1 pseudogene is annotated in these 2,304 nt (G+C 75.6%); it reads right to left on the bottom strand.

The annotated features are described in order from the left end of the window. Positions 1-93 precede the first annotated feature (93 nt). Positions 94-2,277 (bottom strand): annotated as a pseudogene (locus FOE67_RS23105) (glycoside hydrolase family 3 N-terminal domain-containing protein); the annotation flags it as partial. Positions 2,278-2,304: the final 27 nt, after the last annotated feature.

Here is a 2,304-nt window from a genome sequence, read left to right as displayed (position 1 = left end):
CGGGTCTCAGCCGGCGGGGGCGGAGACCTCCTCGGTGGTCGGTTCGGCGGCGGCCGGGACCGCGCCGGGGTCGGTGGGAACCGCCGGCAACGGCTCCACCAGCGTCGGGCAGGTCATCCGCCGGTTCGGGCCGGTGGTGTGCTCCTCCCCGGTCAACTGCAGGGCCAGGGAGTGCCGCACGTCCTCGGAGGACGCCGCCAGCCGCAGCTCCAGGGCACCGGGCTCCACGATCCGGCGGCCCGGCCGCAGGGTGTAGGAGGCCAGGTCGGGGTGGACGTCCAGGGTCACCCGGGCGGAGGCGCCGGGCTCCAGGGTCACCCGGGCCCACCCGATCAGCCGCTGCACCGGACGCACGATCCGGGCCACCGGGTCGTGGAGGTACAGCTGCACGATCTCGGTCCCCGCCCGGTCACCGGTGTTGCGCACCGTCACCGACACCCGGGCCACGGCCTCCCCGGCACCGTCCGCTCCCCGGCCGTCGGTGGGCAGCGTCGGGGTGTCGATGGCCGGGTCCTCCCAGGCGAAGGAGGTGTAGGTCAGGCCGTGACCGAAGGGGAACAGCGCGCCCGGGTCCAGCGAGCTGGCGTCGTTGTGCCGTCCCAGCGGCGGGGCCAGGTACGTCCCCGGCTGGCCACCGGTGTGACGCGGCACGCCGACCGGCAGCCGGCCGGAGGGGTTGACCCGGCCGGAGAGCACGCCGGCGACGGCCGGTCCGCCCTCCTCGCCGGGGAAGAAGGCCTGGACGATGCCGGCCAGTCGGTCGGCCCAGCGCCCCAGGGCGTAGGGACGCCCGGTCAGCAGCACCGCCACGACGGGGACCCCGGTGTCCACCAGGGCGTCCAGGAGCGCGCCCTGGTTCTCGGGCAGTTCGAGGTCGGCGGCGTCGCAGCCCTCCCCGGAGGTGCCCCGGCCGAAGAGGCCCGAGCGGTCGCCCAGCGCCACGACCCACACGTCCGGCCGCGCGCCGTCGGCCATCGGCAGGGAGAGCGCGGCGGCGGTGCCGGGGTCGGGGTGGTGGTCGATCGTCGCCTGCGGCAGCTCGGCGCGCAGCGACTCCAGCAGGCTCGGCAACTCCACGCCCAGCGGCAGCTCCGGGTGCTCCACGCCCACGTGGCGGGGGAAGGTGTAGCAGCCGAGCATGGCGGCGGACTCGTCGGCGAACGGTCCGGTGACGCCGATCCGCAGCCCCGGCCGCAACGGGAGGGTGCCGTCGTTGGCCAGCAGGATCACCGACTCCTCGGCCAGCCGGCGGGCGACGTCCCGCAGGGCGGGCGGGTCGAGGTCGATCCGCGGCCCGGGGCCGTCGGGGGAACCGTCGCCCGGCCCGTCGGGGGTGACCAGCGTGGCCGGGGCGCCGGGACGCAGCGCGGGCGCGGTCGGGTCCCAGTCGGGGTCCAGCAGTCCCAGCTCGCACTTCTGGATCAGCACCCGCAGCACCGCGCGGTCCACCAGTTCCTCCGACACGGCACCGGAGCGCACGGCGTCGACCAGCGGTTCGCCGTAGCAGCGCAGGACCGGCAGCTCCACGTCCACGCCGGCCTCCAGGGCCAGCACCGCGGCCGTCCCCGGGCCGTCGGCCACCCGGTGCGAGAGCTCCAGGAAGGAGATGCCGAAGTAGTCGGCGACGACCGTGCCGGTGAAGCCCCAGCGCTCGCGGAGCAGTTCGGTGAGCAGCTCCGGGTCACCGGCGGAGGGCACGCCGTCGGTGTCGGTGTAGGCGTGCATCACCGACCGGGCACCGCCCTCGCGCAGCGCCAGCTCGAAGGGCGGCAGGATCACGTCGGCCATCTCGCGCGGACCCATGGACACCGGCGCGTGGTTGCGTCCGGCGCGGGAGGCGGAGTAGCCGGCGAAGTGCTTGAGGGTGGCCACGACCCCGGACGACTCCAGGCCGCGCACGTAGGCGGTGGCCAGTTCGGCGACCAGCTGCGGGTCCTCGCCGATGGACTCCTCGGTGCGTCCCCAGCGGGGGTCGCGCACCACGTCCAGGACGGGGGACAGGCCCTGGTGGATGCCGACCGCGCGCATGGACTCGCCGATCATCGCGGCGGCCCGCTCCAGCAGCTCGGGGTCGAAGGTGGCGCCCCAGGCCAGGGGGGTGGGCAGGATGGAGGCCTGCCAGGCGGTGAAGCCGGTCAGGCACTCGTCGTGTGCCTGGGCGGGGATCCCGAACCGGTTGTTGGCCATCACGCGTCGCTGGAGGTCGGCCAGCGCGCGGGCGCCCTCCAGCGGCTCCACCGGGAGGGTCCCGAAGGGGCGGGTGAGCTGGCCGGGGCCTGCCCCTTATACACATCTCCCAGCCCA

Origin of the sequence: Streptomyces calidiresistens (assembly GCF_014141525.1) — a bacterium.
GTDB lineage: Bacteria > Actinomycetota > Actinomycetes > Streptomycetales > Streptomycetaceae > Streptomyces > Streptomyces calidiresistens.
This window is presented reverse-complemented; position numbering and strand designations above follow the sequence as displayed.